11 protein-coding genes are annotated in these 20,192 nt (G+C 67.8%); 7 read left to right on the top strand and 4 right to left on the bottom strand.

What is annotated here, in order from left to right:
* Positions 1 to 87: 87 nt before the first annotated feature.
* From BSF38_RS01500 to BSF38_RS01475, 6 genes are all read left to right on the top strand, one after another.
* Positions 88 to 2,694 carry a DUF1592 domain-containing protein gene (locus BSF38_RS01500; RefSeq protein ID WP_076343141.1) on the top strand — a complete coding sequence of 869 codons (2,607 nt, stop codon included), beginning with the start codon at positions 88 to 90 and terminating at the stop codon, positions 2,692 to 2,694.
* A gap of 10 nt (positions 2,695 to 2,704) precedes the next feature.
* A complete protein-coding gene (locus BSF38_RS01495) occupies positions 2,705 to 4,096 on the top strand; it encodes a DUF1552 domain-containing protein (protein WP_076343140.1) in 1,392 nt (463 codons plus the stop codon).
* 46 nt (positions 4,097 to 4,142) lie between these two features.
* Positions 4,143 to 5,015: an alpha/beta hydrolase gene (locus BSF38_RS01490; RefSeq protein WP_076343139.1), complete on the top strand. Its 873-nt coding sequence runs from the start codon at positions 4,143 to 4,145 to the stop codon at positions 5,013 to 5,015.
* Between the two features lie 92 nt (positions 5,016 to 5,107).
* Positions 5,108 to 8,077, top strand: coding sequence for a DUF1592 domain-containing protein (locus tag BSF38_RS01485; protein ID WP_237170694.1), 2,970 nt, complete (start codon positions 5,108 to 5,110; stop codon positions 8,075 to 8,077).
* A gap of 95 nt (positions 8,078 to 8,172) precedes the next feature.
* Positions 8,173 to 9,444 (top strand): DUF1552 domain-containing protein, encoded by a 1,272-nt coding sequence (locus BSF38_RS01480; protein ID WP_237170693.1) that lies wholly within the window; start codon positions 8,173 to 8,175, stop codon positions 9,442 to 9,444.
* Positions 9,445 to 9,497: 53 nt separating this feature from the next.
* Positions 9,498 to 12,230 carry an MGH1-like glycoside hydrolase domain-containing protein gene (locus BSF38_RS01475; RefSeq protein ID WP_076343137.1) on the top strand — a complete coding sequence of 911 codons (2,733 nt, stop codon included), beginning with the start codon at positions 9,498 to 9,500 and terminating at the stop codon, positions 12,228 to 12,230.
* Positions 12,231 to 12,257: 27 nt separating this feature from the next.
* Here the strand turns inward: BSF38_RS01475 and BSF38_RS01470 are convergent, their stop codons facing one another.
* A complete protein-coding gene (locus tag BSF38_RS01470) occupies positions 12,258 to 14,510 on the bottom strand; it encodes a fused MFS/spermidine synthase (protein WP_076343136.1) in 2,253 nt (750 codons plus the stop codon).
* A gap of 164 nt (positions 14,511 to 14,674) precedes the next feature.
* Between BSF38_RS01470 and BSF38_RS01465 the strand changes: the two genes are divergently transcribed.
* On the top strand, positions 14,675 to 16,615 hold the full coding sequence (locus BSF38_RS01465) for an ABC transporter ATP-binding protein (RefSeq protein WP_237170692.1): 1,941 nt from the start codon (positions 14,675 to 14,677) through the stop codon (positions 16,613 to 16,615).
* 26 nt (positions 16,616 to 16,641) lie between these two features.
* On the opposite strand, the gene BSF38_RS01460 is transcribed toward BSF38_RS01465, so the two are convergent.
* From BSF38_RS01460 to BSF38_RS01450, 3 genes are all read right to left on the bottom strand, one after another.
* Positions 16,642 to 17,352, bottom strand: coding sequence for a hypothetical protein (locus BSF38_RS01460; protein WP_076343134.1), 711 nt, complete (start codon positions 17,350 to 17,352; stop codon positions 16,642 to 16,644).
* Positions 17,353 to 17,440: 88 nt separating this feature from the next.
* Entirely contained in the window at positions 17,441 to 18,811 is a 1,371-nt protein-coding gene (locus BSF38_RS01455; protein ID WP_076350519.1) for a cytochrome P450, read from the bottom strand.
* Positions 18,812 to 18,847: 36 nt separating this feature from the next.
* Entirely contained in the window at positions 18,848 to 20,176 is a 1,329-nt protein-coding gene (locus tag BSF38_RS01450) for an MFS transporter (RefSeq protein ID WP_076343133.1), read from the bottom strand.
* Between the last annotated feature and the right edge of the window lie 16 nt (positions 20,177 to 20,192).

The following is a 20,192-nucleotide window of genomic DNA, read 5'->3' as shown; positions in this document are numbered from 1 at the left end:
CGGCCACGGTGATTTCGTCGCCTACTTCTCTTGCGCCGCCGAAAAATCCCGCCACACCACCCCACTGGTGAGCCGATGATCTCTAAAATGAGCGATATACCGGGGGGAAAGTCCACTCGCGGGGCGAGGCGCGCTCGCGCCGCGCGCTGGCTTGCGTGGTTCGCGGCGGCGGGACTGGTCGGTTGGTGCGGGCTGGACGGTCGCGCCTCGGCGGGCGACGATCTGGCCCCGGCCCGTGCCTCCGACGCCGTCGAGGCGATCCTCGAGCAATACTGCTACGGCTGCCACGGCCTGGGGGAGAAGAAGGGAGGGCTGGCCCTCGACGAAGTCGCCGATGAGGAGGCCGCGCGCAGCGCCCCCAAGGTGTGGCACGCGGTGATCAAGAATCTCCGATCCGGGATCATGCCTCCGCCCGGCAAGCCGAAGCCGACGGCCGACGAGTTCCGGCGGTTGGAGGAGTGGATCAAGTACGGGGCGATCGGGATCGACTCGAAAGACCCCGACCCGGGGCGCGTCACGGTCCGCCGGCTCAACCGGGTCGAGTACCGCAACACGATCCGCGACCTGATCGGCGTGGATTACGACACCGCCTCCGAGTTCCCGCCCGACGACTCGGGCCACGGGTTCGACAACATCGGCGACGTGCTCACGCTCTCGCCGTTGCTTCTGGAGAAGTACCTCGCGGCCGCCGATGCGATCATCTCCCGGACCGTGCCGACGGTCTCGAAGGTCGTCGCCGAGCAGGTGATCCACGGCTTCCGGCGGGACGGCGACGGCAAAGGGAAAGGCGAGGCGGGCCCGGCCTCGTTGTCTTACTACGAGGCGTCGACGGCGTCGGCCGTCGGCGTGGTCGAGCACGACGGCCGATACCAGTTGATCCTGGACCTGTCGGCGAACGAACGCTACGTCGACGGCCAGAACGACTACAACCGCTGCCGGCTCGTCTTTCGCGCCGACGGCGAGGAGCTGCTCCGCCGCGAGTTCGTCCGGCAGGAAGGCAAGTCGTTTCGGTTCGAGTTCGATCGCGACTGGAAGTCCGGCCCGCACACGCTGACGGTCGAGGTCCAGCCGCTCACGCCCGACGAGAAGCGGGTCCGGTCGCTGTCGATCAGAATCCGGTCGGCGACCCTGCGCGGGCCGATGGACGAGCGGTTCTGGGTCCGCCCGCCCGACTACGCGAAGTTCTTCCCGCGCGCGGTCCCCGCCGACGCCGACGGCCGACGACTCTACGCCCGCGAGATCCTCGGGCCGTTCGCCGAGCGCGCGTTCCGGCGCCCTGTGGACGACGCGACGAAGGATCGGCTCGCGGCCCTGGTCGAGGCCGTCTCGTCCCGGGACGGGGCGACCTTCGAGGCCGGCGTGGCGCAAGCGATGGCGGCCGTCCTGACCTCGCCCCGGTTCCTCTTCCGCGAAGAAACCGTCGAGGCGGGATCGACCGACCGATATCCGCTGATCGACGAATACGCCCTGGCGTCGCGGCTCTCGTACTTCCTGTGGTCGTCCATGCCCGACGCCGAGCTGATCCGGCTGGCCGGCGCGCACAAGCTCCGCGCGAACCTCCAGGCCCAGGTCGATCGGATGCTCGCCGACCCGCGTTCGGGGGAGTTCATCCGCAATTTCGTCGGCCAGTGGCTCCAGGCCCGCGACGTCGAAGCGGTCGTCATCAACGCGCCCGCCGTCATGTCCCGCGACCAGAAGCCGGACCCCGAGGCGGAAGCGCGGCGCAATCGGTTCCGCGAGCTGAACCGCAAGCCGCCCGAAACGCTCAGCGAGGCCGAGAACAAAGAGCTGCAGCAGGCTCGCGGCTCGCTCTTCGGCTCGTTCCGCCGGTTCCGCGAGTTCGAGCTGACCGGCGACCTTCGGCGCGCCATGCGGCGCGAGACCGAAATGTACTTCGAGCACGTCGTCCGGGAGAATCGCCCGCTCCTGGACCTGCTCGACAGCGATTACACGTTCGTGAACGAGCGGTTGGCGAAAGCCTATGGGATCGAGGGCGTCGCGGGCGATTCGATGCGACGGGTGACGCTGCCCAAGGAAAGCCCGCGCGGCGGCGTGTTGACGCAGGGGACAGTCCTGACCGTCACGTCGAACCCCGACCGAACCTCGCCCGTGAAGCGCGGCCTCTACATCCTCGACAACATCCTGGGCTCGCCCCCGGCCCCGCCGCCGCCGAACCTGCCGGCGCTGGAGGATTCCGGCAAGAAAGCCGCCGGCCGCAATCCGAGTGTCCGGGAACTGATGACCCTGCACCGCAGCCAGCCTTCCTGCGTCGCGTGCCACGCGCAGATGGACCCGCTGGGGTTGGCCCTCGAAAACTTCAATGCGCTCGGGCGATGGCGCGACGCCGAGCGAGCCGGCCCCGTCGACGCTTCGGGAAAGCTGGTCTCGGGCGAATCGTTCGTGGGGATTCGCGAGCTGAAGAAGCTCCTGGTCGAGAACCACCGCCGCGAGTTCTACCGCTGCCTGACCGAGAAGCTGCTGACTTACGCGCTCGGTCGCGGCCTCGAAGCGTACGACGTCGAGGCCGTCGATTTGATCGTGGGACGGATCGAGGGGGGCGAAGGCCGCGCCTCCGCCTTGATCGCGGGGATCGTCGAATCCGTCCCGTTCCAGAAGCGCCGTCGATCGACGACGGCGGACTCCGCGAAGCTCCCCGACCCAGACGCCGGCCGGGCGTCTCATCCCTCCGAATAAGGACTCGATGATGAACTCGGGACTCGAATCCGCCGACGTGCGACGCCCGGCCGACCTCAGCCGCCGCTTTTTCCTTCGCGGCCTGGGCGCATCGATCGCGCTGCCGGCGTTCGCGTCGCTGGGCGCCCCCCGCCTGCTCGCCTCGGAAGGGGCCGAGGCCCTGGCGACCACCGCCACAGGCGCGCCGCTGCGGTCGGCGTTCGTCTACTTCCCCAACGGCGCCATCCCCGCCTCGTGGTGGCCCAGCGGCGAGGGGGCCGACTTCCAGTTCAAGAAGACGCTCCAACCGCTGGAACCCCTCAAGGGGCTGGTCCAGGTCTGCGGCGGCCTGAACCACAAGACGGCCGAGGGGGGTCCCGACGGCGCCGGCGACCATGCGCGCGGCAATGGCACGTTCCTGACCGGCGTCCGGCTCAAGAAGAGCGCCACCGACATCCGCGCCGGAGTCTCGATCGACCAGATGATCGCCCGCCGGGTCGGCCACCTCACGCGGTTCCCGTCGCTGGAGCTCGCCTGCGACTCGGGCCGGAGAGCCGGGGCGTGCGACTCGGGGTACTCGTGCGCCTACCAGTTCAACCTCTCGTGGAGTTCGCCGACGACGCCGATGCCGCCGGAGTCGAATCCTCGGCTAGCCTTCGAGCGCTTGTTCGGCGCCGGCAAGCCGGGCGAGCGCAAGGCGAACCTGGAACGCCGCCGTCACGAGCAGCGGTCGATCCTCGACTTCGCGCTCGACGACGCCCGCTCGATGCAGCGCCGGCTCGGCTCCGAAGACTCCAGGAAGCTCGACCAGTACCTCGGCGGGGTCCGCGACATCGAGACCCGGATCGAGAAGACCGAGCGGTTCGGCGACGCGCGCGCCCCCCAGCGCGACACGCCCGAGGGCGTCCCCCCGGAATTCGCCGACTATGTCCAGCTCATGTTCGACATGCTGATCCTGGCGTTCCAGACCGATTCGACGCGGGTGGCGACCTTGCTGCTGGCCCACGACGGCAGCAACCGCTCGTTCGACCAGATCGGGATCTCCGAGGGGCACCACGACCTCAGCCACCACCAGAACCGGCCTGATTGGGTCCAGAAGGTCGCCGACATCGACCTCTGGTACGTCCGCCAGTTCGGCAAATTCCTGGAGAAGCTCCAGTCGACGAACGACGTCGACGGCAAGTCGCTGCTGCATAATTCGATGATCGTCTACGGCAGCGGCAACGCCGACGCCAACCGCCACACCCACGATAACTTGCCCGTCGTGCTGGCGGGCGCGGGCGGCGGCGTCCTCACGCCCGGGCGGTACGTCAAGCACGGCTCCAAGCCGTTGTCGAACCTCTACCTGAGTATGGCCGACCGGATGGGGCTCCACGACGTGGAGCGGTTCGGCGATTCCGACGCCCGACTCGCCAACGTCTGACTCGCGAACGCCCTCGCACGCCCTGGATCGATCGGAGTTCCCGCCCATGCTGACGACGCTCGCCCTCGTCCTGACCGCCGCGTTTGCCGCCGACGATCCCCAGGTCGTCCCGCTCTGGCCGAAGGGCCCGCCCGGCTTCGAAGCCCGGCGCGACGAGGCGGAACAGGCGAAGGATTACTGGGTCAAGAACATTCACAACCCGTCGGTCACGGTCTTCCTCCCGCCTAAAGACAAGGCGACGGGCGCGGCGGTGCTGATCTGCCCGGGCGGAGGCCACCGCGAGCTGGTCTTCAACGCGGAGGGGGTCGAGGCGGCCCATTACCTCAACAGCATCGGCGTGGCCGCGTTCGCCCTCAAGTACCGCCTCGGCCGCGAGAAGGATTCGCCCTACAAGCCCGAGGTCCACGCCCGCGAGGACGGCCTCCGCGCGCTCCGCCTGATCCGCAGCAGGGCCGCAGAGTGGGGGATCGACCCGAACCGCGTGGGCGTGATGGGTTTCTCGGCGGGGGGCGAAGTCGCCTCGCTCGTGTCCTTTGGCCCGACCGCCGGCCAGTCCGACGCCGCCGATCCGATCGACCGCGTCGACGCCCGCCCGAACTTCCTGATCCAGATCTACCCCGGCCCCCTGGGAATCCCGGACGTGATCCCGAAGGACGCCCCTCCGGCGTTCCTGCTCGTGGCCAACGACGACCGCGGCGCGGCCCGCGTGATCGCCGGGCTGTTCCAGAAGTACCGGACCGCGGGCGCCCCGGTCGAGGCCCACGTCTTCGCCCGCGGCGGCCACGGGTTCAACATGGGAAACCGGTCCAAGCTCGCCACCCTCAAAAACTGGCCGAAACGCCTGGCGGACTGGATGGCCGACAACGATCTGCTCAGCCCGCGAAAGCCCTCCGAGAACGCCGCGCCCCCCTCGCGGTGACGAACCGACTGCGGTTGATGGCGGCGGCCGAGCCGGCTAGTCTAATATTTGTTCAACCATTAGCAGCCGGCGTGGCGGGGGATATTGAGCGAATGATGCGGACGACCTTCCCGCTGGCAGCGGCAAGTGGGCTCGTGTTGGCGGTGTTCGGCCTTGGGACCGTCGCCGACGAACCGCGGCCGGAGCGTTCGCCCGCCCCGATCGAAGTCCGCTTTCGCGAGTCCGTCCGGCCGTTCCTCGAAACGCATTGTCTCGGGTGCCACGGTGCCGAGAAGCCCAAGGGGGATCTCGACCTGAGCGGGTTCGCGACCGCCGAGTCGGTGGCGAAGGATCTCCCGCGCTGGGCCCTCGTCCTGGAGCAGCTCGAAGCCGGTACGATGCCCCCAGCGAAGGCGAAGCAGCAGCCGACGGCCGAGGCCCGCGCCGAGCTGATCGCCTGGATCGGGGCGGTTCGGAAGCTCGAAGCGGCGCGGAACGCGGGCGATCCCGGCCCCGTCGCCGCGCGGAGGCTCAGCAACGCCGAGTACGACCACACCATCCGCGACCTGACGGGATTCGACCTCCAGCCGACGAAGGAGTTCCCCGTCGATCCGGCGAACGAGGCCGGGTTCGACAACTCGGCCGAATCGCTGGCGATGTCGCCGGCGCTGGTCAAGAAATACCTGCAAGCCGCGCGCGACGTCGCCGACCACCTTGTCCTGACCCCGGACGGCCTCGCCTTCGCCCCCCATTCAATGCTCGCCGACACCGACCGCGACAAGTACTGCGTCAACGCCGTCATCAACTTCTACAAGCGACAGAAGACCGACTACGCCGATTACTTCCTCGCGGCCTGGCGGCTCCAGCACCGCGCGGCGATGAGCAAGCCCAACGCCTCGCTGGAGACGCTCGCCGCCGAAGCCGGACTCAGCTCGAAGTACCTGACCACGATCTGGGCCGTGCTGACCGAACGGCCGGAGGAAGTCGGCCCGATCGCCGCGCTCCAGGCGATGTGGCGGGCGCTGCCTGAATCCGAGGATGTCGCGCGAGCCGGTTGCGAGCGGATGCGCGATTTCGTCGTCGGCCTGCGACGCCAGCTCACGCCGGAGGTCAAGAACCTGACCGCGCGGGGGATCGACTCCGGGACGCAGCCCTTCGTCCTCTGGAAGAACCGCCAGTTCGTCGCCAACCGGATGCGGTACGCGGGGGGCGCCTCGAAGCTCCACACGAGCGAACTGGCGCTGGAGGGCGCGGCGGCCAAGGCGCTCTCGATCCCGGAGAACCCCGAGGATCTCAAGCGGTACGAGGCGACCTTCGACCGCTTCTGCAAGACGTTCCCCGACGCGTTCTTCGTGTCGGAGCGGGCCCGCGTCTACCTCGACCCGAAGAATGACAAGGGGAACGCCGGACGCCTGCTGAGCGCCGGATTCCACAGCATGACCGGCTACTTCCGGGACGACGGCCCGCTTTACGAGCTGATGCTGGACGAGAACGGACGACGCGAGCTCGATCGCCTCTGGCGCGCGTTCGATTTCATCACCGGCGCGCCGATGCGGCAGTATTCGAGCTACCTCTGGTACGAGCGGGCGGAGACCGGCTTCATGAAGGGGGATGAGGCGTTCGACTTCGTCCGCGCCGAGGACAAGGACGCCGCGTCGGAGGCCAAGCTGGGCCGACTGGCCGACGTCTATCTGGCGAAGGCCCGCCGGCTCAAGGCCAGCGACCAGGCGATCACCGCCATCCAGGATCAGTTCAAGATCTTCGCCGAGACCATCCATCGCGTCGATCGGGACCGCCAGGAAGCCGAGCCCCGCCACGTCGAGGCGCTCCAGGCGTTCGCCGAGCGGGCCTACCGCCGACCGCTGACGAACGACGAGCGCCAGGGCGTGGCCGCCTTCTACCGCGTCCTCCGCGCCGAGGACGGCCTTGGCCACGAGGACGCCGTCCGCGACACGATCGTCAGCGTCTTGATGTCCCCTCACTTCTGCTACCGGGTCGATCTGCCCGGCGCGGGCGCGGGCGTCCAGCCGCTGTCGGACTACGATCTGGCCAGCCGCCTGAGTTACTTCCTCTGGGCGAGCATGCCCGACCAGGAGCTGCTCTCGCACGCCGCCGCGAGCGACCTGCACCGTCCCGAAACCCTCGCGGCCCAGGCCCGGCGGATGCTCCGCGACGACCGCGTACGCGGGCTGGCCACGGAGTTCGGCGGCAACTGGCTCGACTTCCGTCGGTTCGAGGAACACAACAGCGTCGATCGCGGGCGGTTCCCGACGTTCGACGACGAGCTGCGGCGGTCGATGTTCGAGGAGCCGATCCGGTTCTTCGTCGATCTCGTCCGCAACGATCGGCCGGTGATCCAGTTCCTCGACGCCAAACACACGTTCGTCAACCCGGCGCTGGCTCGCCACTACGGCATGCCCGCTCCCGCCTCCGACGCCGGGCCGGACGGTTGGGCGCGAGTCGACGACGCGACCCGGTACGGGCGCGGCGGGCTCTTGCCGATGGCGGTCTTCCTGACCAAGAACTCCCCCGGCCTGCGGACGAGCCCCGTCAAGCGCGGCTACTGGGTCGTCCGCCGGCTGCTCGGCGAGAACATCCCGCCGCCGCCTGCGAACGTCCCCGACCTTCCTGACGACGAGGCCAAGCTCGGCGACCGCACCTTGCGCGAGACCCTGGCCCGGCACCGAGCCGATAAGGCGTGCGCCGGCTGCCACGAGCGGTTCGACTCCGTCGGCCTGGCCTTCGAGGGGTACGGCCCGGTCGGCGAGGCCCGCGAGAAAGACCTCGGCGGCCGGCCGGTCGACACCCGCGCGACCTTCCCTCGCGGCGGCGAAGGGGTCGGCTTCGAGGGGCTCCGCGCCTACGTGTTGGCCCAACGACGCGAGGAGTTCGTCGAGAACCTCTGCCGCAAGCTCCTGGCCTACGCCCTCGGGCGAAGCCTCATCCCGTCGGACGACGTGACGATCGACGCCATGCGCAAGCGGCTGACCGACGACGGCAGCCGGTTTGGCGGCCTGGTCGAGACGATCGTCACGAGCCCCCAGTTCCGGAACAAGCGCATCGAAGGCGCCAAGGCGGAGTGATCGCGATGTCTGATCCAATCAGCTCGGGACGTGACCGGAACGAGGGCCCTCGCGGCGCGACCCGGCGGACCTTCCTCCGCGGAGCAGGGGTGACGATGTCCCTGCCGTGGCTGGAGTCGGTCCCCGTCTGGGGCGCCGCCACGGCGTCGGGGAGCGCCGCCGCGTCTGCCCCAAAGCGGTTCGCCGCGCTGTTCATGGGGTGCGGCGTCAACCCCGACCAGTGGTGGGCCAAGGGCTCGGGCGCGACGATGGAGCTGGGTCGTTGCCTCGAACCGTTGGCCCCGTTGCGGTCGAAGATCAACGTCGTCAACGGCCTGTTCAACAAGCACGCCACGGGCGTTGGCATCCACCCCGGCCAGACCGGCAACATCCTCTCGGGCGCGGCTCTCAAGAAGGGTGCGGAGCTGAAGGGGGGAATCAGCATCGATCAGATGCTCGCCCGCCACCAAGGGGAAGACGCCGTCCAGCCGAGCATGGTCCTTGGCTGCGAGCAGCCGATCACCGGCTACCACGAGACGAACTTCTCGATGGCGTACAGCTCGCACATCTCGTGGCAGAGCGCGACCTCGCCGGTGCCGATGGAGGTCTACCCGTCGCTCGCCTTCGACAGCCTGTTCGACAACCGGGGCGGCAAGCGAAACCAGAGCATTTTGGACCGCGTCCGCGACGAGGCGGCGGGCCTGAGCCGGCGGGTCAGCGCGAGCGACCGGGCGAAGCTCGACGAGTACCTGACGAGCGTCCGCGAGGTCGAGCGCCGGGTCGCGCCGATGCGGGATGAGAAGTCGACCGCCGACGCCCGCGCCGGCGACCGGGGCCGCCCGACCCTGACGATGCCCCGGCCCGACAACGGCCTGCCGGAAGACGTCCGCGCGCACATGCGCTTGATGTGCGATCTGATCGCGTTGGGCTTCCAGACCGACAAGACGCGAATCGCCACGCTGCTGCTCTGCCGCGACATCTCGGGCCTCTTTTATCCCTTCCTCGACGTCCGCGCGGCGCACCACGGGGCCTCGCACGACGACCGATCGACGTCCTACGAGCGGGTGACGCAATACTACGTGAGCCAGCTCGCCTACCTCGCCACGCGCCTCGACGCCATGCCCGAGGGCGAAGGCACCGTGCTCGACAACACCTGCCTGCTATTCACCAACAGCATGTGGTCGGGTTCGAAGCACGACGCGAGCAAGGTGCCGGTCGTCCTCGCCGGCGGCCTCGGAGGAACGCTCCAGACCGGCCGCGTGCTCGACTACCACGACAAGGGCGACGACCACCGCAAGCTTTGCGGCATGTACCTGGGTATCATGGACCGGATGGGCGTTCAGCTCGACCACTTCGGCGACGCCGACGCGCGCCTCGCGGGATTTTGAGCGCGTCGCGTCGAAGCCGCGGGTGAGTCGACGCGCTCCCTAGAGGCGCCATCATGGATCTCGACCACCCGCTCGACGCCGAGGCGGACCGCCTGAAGCAAGACGCCCGACGCGAGAAGAACTGGAAACGCTGGGGGCCGTATCTGTCCGAGCGTCAGTGGGCGACCGTCCGCGAGGACTACTCGCCCGACGGCGAACTTTGGAAATCGTTCCCTCACGACCACGCTCGCAGCCGCGCCTACCGCTGGGGCGAGGACGGCCTGATGGGGATTTGCGACCGCGAGTGCCGGCTCTGCTTCGCTCTGGCCCTCTGGAACGAGAACGACCCGATCCTCAAGGAGCGGTTGTTCGGCCTGACCAACCCCGAGGGGAACCATTCCGAGGACGTCAAGGAGTGCTATTACTACCTCGACTCCACGCCCACCCACAGCTACCTCAAAGCCCTCTACAAGTACCCGCAGGCCGCGTTCCCCTACGAGCGGCTCGTCGATGAGAACCGCCGTCGAACTCGGCGCGATCCCGAGTTCGAGCTGATCGACACGGGGATTTTCGACGACAGCCGCTATTTCGACGTCCAGGCCGAGTACGCCAAGGCCGCGCCCGAGGACATCCTCATCCGCGTGACCGTGTTCAACCGAGGTCCGGAATCGGCCCGGCTGCACGTGCTCCCCACGCTCTGGTTCCGCAACACCTGGACGTGGGACGCCGCCTACGAAGAGGAGGGCCACTGGCCCAGACCGCGATTGGAGCAGGACGGCGAGGATTCGGTTCAAGCCGAACACGCCACCTTGGGACGCTTCCGCCTGTCGGCCGCGCCCGGTCCCGACGGCAAGCCGCCGTCATGGCTTTTCACGGAGAACGACACGAACCTGGCGCGACTGTTCAAGACCGAGAACGCCGGCCCGTACGTCAAGGACGGCTTTCACGCATGCGTCGTCGACGGCCGCACCGACGCGGTGAACCCGGCGCGAGTCGGCACGAAGGCGGCGGCTCATTACATCCTGGATATTCCCGCGGGAGGCCAGGCGACGGTCCGGCTGCGGCTGTCGGCCGATAGCGAAAAACCCGCGGGCGACCCGATCGGCCCCGACTTCGCGGCGGTCTTCGACGCGCGAGCCCGCGAGACCGACGCCTTCTACGAGGCGCGCATCCCGCATGAGCTGACCAATGACGAGCGGCTCGTCTCCCGCCGGGCGTACGCCGGGTTGCTCTGGTCGAAGCAGTTCTACGAGTACATTCTGCCCGAGTGGCTCGACGGCGATCGCGGCCAGCCGAGGCCGTCGGACGCCCGGCGGCGGCACCCGAACCGCGCGTGGCCCCACCTCTACAGCCGTGACGTGCTGTCGACGCCCGACAAGTGGGAGTACCCGGCCTTCTTCGCCTGGGATCTCGCCTTCCACATGCTCCCGTTCGCCCACATCGACCCCGACTTCGCCAAGGAACAACTGCTGCTGCTCCTCCGCGAGTGGTACATGCACCCCAACGGCCAGCTCCCGGCCTGCGAGTACGACCTCTCCGACGTCAACCCGCCGGTCCACGCCTACGCGTGCTGGCGCGTGTATAAGCTCACTGGCAAACCCGGCGGCCGGGACGTCGGCTTCCTGGAGCGAGCCTTCCAGAAACTGCTGCTGAACTTCACCTGGTGGGTCAACCGCCAGGATGCGGCGGGCGACAACGTCTTCGCCGGGGGCTTCCTCGGCCTGGACAACATCGGCGTCTTCGACCGCTCGAAAGGGGTGCCGGCCGGCGGTCGGCTGGAGCAGGCGGACGGCACGGCCTGGATGGGCTTCTACTGCACGACCATGCTCGCCATCGCCATCGAGCTGGCCCGGTTCAACCCGTCCTACGAGGACGTCGCCAGCAAGTTCTTCGAGCACTTCATCCAGATCGCCGACGCCCTCAACCATCTGGGCGGCGACGGGCTGTGGCACGAGGAAGACGGCTTCTACTACGATCACCTCAGATGCGCGAACGAATCGATTCCGCTGCGGGTCCGCTCGCTCGTGGGCTGGATTCCCTTGCTGGCCGTCGAGGTCCTCGAAGAGGAGATCATCCATGCCGAGCTGCCGCAGTTCCAGAAGCGGCTGTTCTGGTTCCTCAAATTCCGTAAGGATCTGCTCAAGTCGATCGCCCTCATGGACAGGAAGGGCGAACCGGGCAGCCGCCGGTTGCTCCTGGCTCTGCCAGGACGGGAACGGTTGGTGCGCGCCCTGCGCCGAATCCTGGACGAAAGCGAATTCCTCTCCCCTTACGGGGTCCGCTCGATGTCGCGGGCTTACAAGGACCAGCCCTACGTGTTCTGGGCCGGCGGCCAGGAATATCGCGTGGCCTACATGCCGGGCGACATGGAGACGACGGATTTCGGCGGGAACTCGAACTGGCGAGGACCGGTCTGGTTCCCCGTCAACCACCTCCTGGTCGAGGCGCTCCAGCGCTACCACCACTTCTACGGCGACGACCTCAAGGTCGAGTGCCCCACCGGCTCGGGACGGTTCCTGAACCTGTTCGAGGTGGCCCACGAGATCGGCGAACGGTTGGGCCGTCTCTTCCGGACGGACGAGCAGGGACGTCGACCGGGTCAGGGGCCGGAACGACGGTTCGCGGACGACCCGCACTGGCGGAACCTCGTGCTGTTCCACGAGTATTTCCACGGCGACGACGGCCGGGGGCTGGGAGCCAGCCACCAGACCGGTTGGACCGCGCTCATCGCGCGCCACCTCGAAGATTGCGCCCAGGGGCGACGGAAGAAAGCGGAGAAACGCTCAGGGCCGACCAGCGGGCCGTGAAGCGACGCCTTTCTCAACTCCACCGGTTCATCGGGCTCGATCGCGGGCCCAGCGAGAGCGGAAAACCAGGTACGAGCCGAGGTTCGAGTAGTCGTCGGTCCAGGCTATCGAGCCGGGGCGATGGCGGGGGAGCTGCCAGGGGGGGGCGTCGACGAGGCCAGGCAGATCGGCGTCGCGGTCGGCCATGACGGCCCAGATCGACGGCAGCTTGCCGGCCTGTTTCTCCTCGGGGGAGACGTCCACGTCGTACCGAATTCGGCAGACGAGGCCGGCGTCGCGGGCCTGGCGGTCCATCAACGGATCGAGATCCAGGTAGCGGTTCGAGAGGTTGAAGGCCAGCACGCCCCCCGGCGCGAGTTTGCGGCGGTAGAGCGCGATCGCCTCGCGCGACAGCAAGTGCACGGGCACGGCGTCGGAGCTGAAGGCGTCGAGCACGATCAGTCGATAGCCGCCGTCGGGGGCTGCGCCGAGCCGCAGCCGCGCGTCCCCCTCGACGATCTCGACCGTCGCGCCGCGCTTTCGCGCATCGGCCAGGTACGAGAAATAGCGAGAGTCTTCGGCGATCCGGACCACGGCGTCGTCGATCTCGTAGAACGTCCACGACTGGCCGGGCTGCGCGTAGCAGGCCAGGGTTCCCGTGCCGAGCCCGACGATCGCCACCCGCGAACCGGCTCGCCGGAGCGCGGGATCGAGCGATTCGAACAGGCCGCCGATCGGGCCGGATCGCGTGAAGTACGTCGAAGGCTCGGCTCGCCGGGAAGACTCAAGGCTCTGCTGGCCGTGGAGAGTGCTGCCGTGAATCAGCCGATAGACCTCCGCTCTCCGATCGTACAGCACCCGCAGCGTCCCGAAGAAGTTGCGGCTGCGATGAATCACCTCGCCCCCCGGTTCGGGCGCGACGCCGCCGGCCAGCAAGACCGCGCCGATGGTCAGCGCGAACCGGAGCGGCCGGCCGCGCGTCTTCCAGACGACCAGAACGCCCAGGCCCGAAGCCAGCATCAGGGCCAGGACGCCCACCGGCGAATCGCTGACGTTGCGGCCGGCGATCAAGATCAGCATCAGGCCGAAAACGGCCGCCGGTGCGATCAGCTCGCGAGCAATGCGTCGAAAACCCGCCGCCCACAGCCCAGGCTCGCGAAACGCGGCCAGGCACGTCAGAAAGACGGCGAGCGGGTACTCGATCATCCGGTCGAAGAGCAGGGGGGCGACGATCGCGTTGAACAGGCTTCCGAGTACGCCGCCGAGGGCGATCGCCAGGTAGAAAAGAGTCAGGCGCCCGGCCGGCGGCCGCGATTCGGCGAGCCGCTGGTGACAGAGTAAGGCTCCGGCGAAGAAAGCCAGGGCGTGCAATGGAACCCAGTAGGCATTCACGAATCCCGCGCTCAACACCAGGGCCAGGATCGCCGCGAGCCAGGGGAACACGGCCTCCGCCCCCCGCTTCCACCGCGTCCCCGACGCGCCGAACGCCAGGATGTAGGTCGCCAGATAAACGCCCAGGGGGATCGTCCAGAGCAGGGGCATCGACGCCAGGTCGGTCGTCGCGTACGTGGTCACGGCCAGGAGCCAGCTCGACGGGATCGCCGCCAGCACGATCCAATCGAACAGCGTCGCCCAACCCACCCGATCGGAGTCCTCGACCGGATCGACGGGCGGCGTCTCGACGCGCGGCGATCGAGCCCAGACGACGACCGCGCACGAGATCGTCAACACCGCCGAGACCGCGAAGCCCCAGGCCCAGGCGCGGCTCTGCCAGCCGAGCGTCGAGAGCGGTTCTATGAAAAGCGGGTACGCGGCCAGGGCGAGCAGGTTGCCCGTGTTGCTCGCGGCGTACAGGAAATACGGGTCGTGCGCGCGGCGATCGCCGCTGAGGGTGAACCAACGTTGCAGCAGCGGGGCCGTCGCCGCGATCAGGAAGAACGGCGCTCCGGCCGCCGCGACGAGCAGACCGAACAGCCTCGGCGCCGGCCCGAGCGCGCCGAAATCCGAGGGGAGCCGGTCGACGGGTACGACGATCGGCAAGACGAGCAGGGCCGCCGCCGCGAGCGTCCCGTGGACCACGGCCTGCCCTCGAAATCCGAGTCGTGAGGTGGTCAGGTGAGCGTAGGCGTAGCCCGCCAGCAGCATGGCCTGGAAGAACACCATGCAGGTGTTCCAGACGCCCGGCGTACCGCCGAAGTGGGGGAGCAGCATCTTGCCGATCATCGGCTGAACGGCGAACAGCAACGCCGAGGCCGCGAGGGTCGCGATCCCGAACAGCCAGCCTACCGGAGTCGATTTCATCCCTTGGCGGTTCCCCTCGTCATGAGGCCGAGCCGGCGTTCGGCTGGCCGTTCGCTCGACGTCCCCTACAATATCATGAGAATGACCGCGATCAGGAAAAAGACCACGAAGCTTCGCTGCCCGGGCCCGCTGCTCGGGCTCGTCCGTGCATGAGGAAGAGAACTTTGGCTCAACATCGATGGACCGGCAGCAGGCGGCGGTTTCTGGCGTTCCTTCGCACCCAGCGCGACGCGTTCTGGAAGACGTCCGACGCCGCCCCCAACGAGCCCGACGGCCGCGCCGCGCCGGCCACCCGAAACCGTTCGCTGAAGGTGCTTTACCGCGAGCTTTACGGGCTCCTCAAGGGCCACAAGCAGGCTCTCGGCGCGGCCTTGCTGGGACTCTCGATCGGGACGTTGCTGAAGCTGATCCCCCCCGCCGCGACCAAGGCGGCCATCGATTACGTGATGCTGGCCCAGCCGATCCCCGACGCGGTCGTCCGGTGGTCGCCGGTCGCGATCCCCGAATCGCCCCGCCAGCGGCTCTTGATCCTGGTCGGCGCGACGATGATCGTCACGCTTCTGGGCACGATCGTCGGTCTCTGGAGCCGCTGGCTCGCGACCCGAGCGACCAAGAGGGTCCAGATCGGCGTCCGCCGCAAGGTCTACGAGCACGCCATGCGGCTGCCCTTGCACCGGGTCTACCAGCTCAAGTCCGGCGGGGCGTCGAGCCTGCTCCGGGAAGACGCCGGAGGCGTCGGCGAACTGGTCTTCAGCATGATCTACAACCCCTGGCGCGCGGTGGTCCAGTTCCTCGGCGGGCTCGTCGTCCTGGCCTGGGTCGACTGGCGGCTGCTGGCGGGGGCGGTGTGCCTGTTGCCGGTCTTGTATTTCTCGGACCTGATCTGGAACCGCCGCATCCGGCCGATCTTCCGCGAGGTCCGCAAGAGGCGGCAGCAGATCGACTCCGAGACCACCGAGGTCTTCGGCGGCATGCGCGTGGTCCGGGCGTTCGGCCGCCAGAAAAGCGAGTCGGTCCGGTTCATGGGCGAGAACCACCTGATGATCCGGCTTGAGCTGTTCGTCTGGTGGCTGTCGCGGTCGATCGAGTTGATCTGGGAGCTGCTGCTGCCGCTGGCCTCGGTCGTCTTGCTCTACTACGGCGGTCTTCAGGTCCTCGACGGCAAGATCTCGCTGGGCGACCTGACGATGTTCCTGGTCTACCTGGCGATGCTCCTGGAGCCGATGGCGGTGCTGGCCACGAGCGTCACCCAGTTCCAGAACAACCTCTCCGGCTTCGACCGCGTCCTCGACCTGCTCGCCGAACCTCGCGAGATGGCCGACCGCGTCGGCGCGCATCGGATTCAGAAGGAAAACGTCGACGGCCGGCTCAGCCTGGAGGGCGTCGGCTTCGCCTATCCGGGGACGAACCGGATGGTGCTGCGGGACATCGACCTGGAGGTCGAGGCCGGCGAGACGATCGCGCTGGTGGGGCGCAGTGGGTCGGGCAAGACGACCCTCTGCAACCTGATCGCCCGGTTCTACGATCCGACGCAAGGCGTGGTCCGGCTCGACGGCGCGCCGCTGCCGGAGATCGACGTCGAGAGCTATCGGCGGATTCTCGGCATCGTCGAGCAGGACGTCTTCTTGTTCGACGGCACGATCGCCGAGAACATCAGCTACGGCGACCGCACCGCCAGCCTCGAACGGATCATCCAGGCCGCCGAGACCGCCAACGCCGCCGAGTTCATCGATCGCCTGCCCGACGGGTACGACACCTTCATCGGCGAGCGCGGGGTGCGGCTCAGCGGCGGCCAGCGCCAGCGGCTGGCCATCGCCCGGGCGATCCTCGCCGACCCCCGGATCTTCATCCTCGACGAGGCCACCAGCAACCTCGACAGCGAGAGCGAGCGCCTGATCCAGCAAAGCCTGGCGACCCTGCTGCAAGGCCGGACCTCGTTCGTGATCGCGCACCGCCTGAGCACGATCCGCCACGCCGACCGCATCCTCGTCCTCGACGACGGCGCGATCGTCGAGATCGGCGCTCACGAAGAGTTGATGGCCTCCGACGGCCCCTACCGCGACATGGTCGAGCTGCAACGGCTAGGGAGCGACGACGGCCTGTGACGCCCTCGCATCGCGGACGAAACCCCTCAGTCGAAGTAAGGACGAGGAGGGTGCTTCAACGGATTCTTCTCGACCCAACTACACATGTGTTCCGGCATGCCATCAGCCGTGAATTTCATCCACAATTTCAGATATTCAAAGTATTCACCAAAGCTGTCGAACACTCTGTCGATTCGGTACGACGCCGGCTCGGGGTGACGGCTCCGGTCCATGGTCTGGATGATCGGGTAGTCTCCGTCCGGAGTCGGGCTCTCCACGTCGAACCACAAATAACTGGCGGTCGCAGGGCCCCATGCGAAGGGAACGTAGCGAGCACTTGACATGAAGGGCTCATGACGCCTGGCCCTCAGGCACCATTCGAGCCAGGAGAGTGGGTGGCGCGGATCGATTTGAGGCAAGAATCCGACCGTCAAATCGGCGCACAACATGCTTGAAGAGCATAAATAGCATTTGAACAATGGAGGAAGATCAGCGCCAAGGAATCTTTCAAAGCAGTGAATCAGGTTTCTGTCGATCGGGCTCGGAATCGGTGCCCAGGCTGCAGTGCCGTCCGCATCTCGATCGCTAATCATCTCTGAGGGCGCTACCCAATACGTATATCCCGGCAACCAGGCTGCGGTCTTGAGGTCCTCTTCATCTGGCAACGCTCGGACACGGCCATAGTACCTCGACTTAAAGAAGAGGTCGGCGAACTCCTTGACCGATTCGATCTCGCTTGGGCCAAAGTCGCGTCCCATCCCATTTCTCCGAATCCATCGCTTGGCGAGACGCTCGCACGTCAACCGAGTCCACTGAAAGAGTGGCGATAAGATTCCGCCAGGGCGGCTAGAGAACGGCCTGTGACGTCCACGCCTCGCGGACCACGACCTTTAGGCCGTGAGCGGGGCGGAGGGTGATCGTGGGGAGCAGCGCGACGTCGGCGTCGGGGGCGAGTTCCAGGCGGTAGCGGCCGGCGATCGACGCCAGCAAGAGCGTGGCCTCCATCAGGGCGAAGCTGTTGCCGATGCAGATCCTCGGACCGCCGCCGAAGGGGAAGTAGGCGTAACGGTGCATCGACGCCCGGTTCTCCTCGCTCCAGCGCTCGGGGCGGAACGTCTCGGGGTTGTCGAACCAGCGAGGGTCGCGATGCACGGCCCACTGGGGCATGAAGACGGTCGTGCCGACGGGGATGGCATAGCCGCCGATCTCCGTCGGCTCGATCGCCTCGCGACCGATCATCCAGACGGTGGGATAGAGCCGCAACGTCTCGGAGACCACCATTCCGGTGTAGGGAAGCCGGGGCAGATCGGCGAACGTCGGCAGTCGGCCGTCCAGCACGCTTTCCAACTCGGCGTGGAGCTTGGCCTCGACTTCGGAATGGTTCGCCAGGTGGTAGAAAACCCAGGAGAGCGTGTTGGCGGACGACTCGTGCCCGGCCATGAAGAGGGTCATCACCTCGTCGCGAAGCTGGGCGTCGCTCATCCCCCGGCCGCTCTCCTCGTCCTGGGCGTGCAAGAGCATCGAGAGCAGGTCGCCGCGGTCCTCGCCGGTCTTTCGCCGCTCGGCGATCAGGCCGAGAATGATCCGATCCAGCCGCCTCGCGGCCTGTTCGAGCTTCCGGTTCAACGGCGTGGGAATCCATTCAGGGATCGGGATCAACGCGGAGGTCCGCGCGAGGAAATTGTTCATCAGCATTTCCATCGCCGCCGACGCGTCGGCCGAGTCGCTTCCGACCTCGGCGTCGAACAACGTCTTGGCGACGACCTCGAGCGTCACCCGCATCAGATCGACATGGAGGTCGCGCGTCTGGCCGGGGCTCCAGGACTGCAACATCCTCTCGGCGTGGTCGACGATCACGTCGGCGTACGAGGCGATCCGATCGCGGTGGAAGGCCGGTTGCGCCAGCTTGCGCTGACCGCGCCAGAAATCGCCGCTGCTGGTCAAAAGGCCGTTGCCCAGCGTCCTCGTCGCGCCTCGGAGGCGATAGTGCTTGATGAACTTCCGGTTCTGCTCGACGAGCACCTGCTCGATCAGGTCGGGATGATAGACGACCAAGATGGCGCGTGAACCAAACCGCGCCGACACGACGTCGCCGTACTCACGCTGCCAGCGCGTGAGCGCTCCCAGGCGGTCGCGGGCGAACTCGCGGAGGTTGCCCGAAAGCCAGTGCGGCTTCGGACCCGGGGGGGACTTGGGACGCTCTGAAACACCGGCCATCTTCGGCGATCCTCGCTTCAAACCCAGTTGATCCACTCAAGCCGCCACGGGCGCGTCGATCGATTCGACCGTTCTGCGGGGATCGACGAGCAGCCAGAAGACCAGGCCGACGAGGGCGAGGCCGATGTAGACGGCGAGGCCGGGGTCCCACTGGGCGCGGCCTTCGCGGCCGTATTCCTTCATGACGTCGACGAACCAGCCCAGGAACGAGGCCGAGAGGATGCCCCCGACGTTGCCGATCATGTTCATCATTCCAAACAAGGCCCCGACGTGCCGGCCGCTGACCTCGGTGGCGGCGGCCCACCAGGCGGGAAGTTGGATCTGGACGCCCAGGCAGGCCAGGGCGACGAAGACCGCCGAGAGGTTCGTGGAGTCGACGAACAGGCTGGCGGTGATCGCCGAGGCGGCCAGCGCCGCGCCGACGACCGACTGGAGCGTGCGGCCCCATCGCCGGTTCCCCGTCCGGGCGGTCAGCCAGTCGGTCAGCCAGCCCCCCGCGAGACAGCCGACGGCCCCCGCGCCCAGGACCAGACTGGCCAGCCGGCCCGACTGCATTTCCGACGCGCCTCGCGCCGCCTGGAGGTATTTCGGATACCAGTTGACCAGGACGTTGTAGATCGCGGCCATCGTGAACATCGCCCCGCCCAGGAGCCAGATGTCGGGAGAGCGGAAAACCTTGGCCCAGGGGATCGGCCCGTGCGCGTGGAGGCCGGGGTCGGCGCCGCCGCCGCGTCCCTCGACGATCAGCCGGCGCTCGGCCTCGTTGGCCGCCGGGTGCTGGGCCGGGTCGTCGCGGAACCAGGCGTAGAAGGCGGACGCCCAGACCAGGCCGATCACCCCGAACGCGGCGAACGTATACCGCCAGCCGACGGCGTCGATCAGGTACTGGCAGGCGATCGGGGCGACGGTGCCGCCGAGCATCATGGCCGTCGTGATCAGCCCCTGCGCGCGGCCTCGGTTGGCGTCGGAGAACCATACCCGCAGCACCCGGGCCGAGTTCGGCAACGCCCCGGCCTCGCCGGCGCCGAACAGGAACCGGATCACCAGCAGCATCGCCAGGCTGCCGGCGAAACCCGTCATCGCGGTGAAGCACGACCACCAGACGACGATCCGCGTCAGCACCCCGCGCGACCCGTAGCGGTCGCCCCACCGCCCGGTCGGGATCTCGAACAGCACGTACGACAGGCTGAACGCCGAATGGACCCAGCCCATCCGGGTGTTCGAGATGCCCAGCTCCTCCTGAATCCGAGGCGCGGCCTGGCCCATGCAGGCTCGATCGAGATACAACACGAACGTCATCGCGGCCAGGAACCCGAGGACGCCGTAACGCACGCGCGTCGGCTCTTCGTCGAAGGCTTCACTCATCGGACGGCGGTCTCCC

It is taken from the genome of Paludisphaera borealis (assembly GCF_001956985.1).
Taxonomy (GTDB): Bacteria; Planctomycetota; Planctomycetia; order Isosphaerales; family Isosphaeraceae; genus Paludisphaera; species Paludisphaera borealis.
Note: the sequence above shows the minus strand (reverse complement) of the source record. Positions and strands in the feature narration are given on the sequence as shown.

Coding starts and splice junctions, on each gene's coding strand:
- BSF38_RS01470 (WP_076343136.1), bottom strand. CDS start 14,510: ATGAAATCGACTCCGGTAGGCTGGCTGTTCGGGATCGCGACCCTCGCG.
- BSF38_RS01480 (WP_237170693.1), top strand. CDS start 8,173: ATGTCCCTGCCGTGGCTGGAGTCGGTCCCCGTCTGGGGCGCCGCCACG.
- BSF38_RS01495 (WP_076343140.1), top strand. CDS start 2,705: ATGAACTCGGGACTCGAATCCGCCGACGTGCGACGCCCGGCCGACCTC.
- BSF38_RS01455 (WP_076350519.1), bottom strand. CDS start 18,811: ATGGCCGGTGTTTCAGAGCGTCCCAAGTCCCCCCCGGGTCCGAAGCCG.
- BSF38_RS01450 (WP_076343133.1), bottom strand. CDS start 20,176: ATGAGTGAAGCCTTCGACGAAGAGCCGACGCGCGTGCGTTACGGCGTC.
- BSF38_RS01460 (WP_076343134.1), bottom strand. CDS start 17,352: ATGGGACGCGACTTTGGCCCAAGCGAGATCGAATCGGTCAAGGAGTTC.
- BSF38_RS01475 (WP_076343137.1), top strand. CDS start 9,498: ATGGATCTCGACCACCCGCTCGACGCCGAGGCGGACCGCCTGAAGCAA.
- BSF38_RS01485 (WP_237170694.1), top strand. CDS start 5,108: ATGATGCGGACGACCTTCCCGCTGGCAGCGGCAAGTGGGCTCGTGTTG.
- BSF38_RS01490 (WP_076343139.1), top strand. CDS start 4,143: ATGCTGACGACGCTCGCCCTCGTCCTGACCGCCGCGTTTGCCGCCGAC.
- BSF38_RS01500 (WP_076343141.1), top strand. CDS start 88: ATGAGCGATATACCGGGGGGAAAGTCCACTCGCGGGGCGAGGCGCGCT.